Below are 385 nucleotides of genomic sequence, written 5' to 3'. Positions count from 1 at the left end.
ATAATATGGTGTCTGATAAGCCCAACCTTGGTCTGAATGGAAAGTACGCCGATAAGGACAATCAGATGTGATTTCTATTGCTTTACTTAATGCATTGCTTATTGCTATAAAGTTTGGTTGCTTGCTTATCTCAAAAGAGACAACTTCACGATTAAACAGATCCATATAAGGGTTGAGGTAAGCTTTCTTCACTTGCCCATTATCGTAGTATTTAAACTCAGTAGTATCAGTTACCAGTTTTTGATGAACAACTTTGGAATTAAAACGTCTATTTAATAAATTTTTTGCGACTTTTCCAACTTTTCCTCTGTAGGAACTATACTTTCGTGTTTTCCTCCAAAAAGAAGTAATACAAAGTCCTAGCTTTCGCATTAAACGTTGAACT

The 385-nt window shown here is 34.5% G+C and carries 1 protein-coding gene; it reads right to left on the bottom strand.

Annotated elements, in window-relative coordinates; all coding sequences use genetic code 11:
• The coding region (locus FDW96_RS12395) for a DDE-type integrase/transposase/recombinase (protein ID WP_137365765.1) at positions 1–385 on the bottom strand (385 nt) is incomplete at both ends.

It is taken from the genome of Citrobacter sp. TBCS-15 (genome assembly GCF_005280815.1).
Classification (GTDB): Bacteria; Pseudomonadota; Gammaproteobacteria; order Enterobacterales; family Enterobacteriaceae; genus Citrobacter; species Citrobacter werkmanii.
This window is presented reverse-complemented; position numbering and strand designations above follow the sequence as displayed.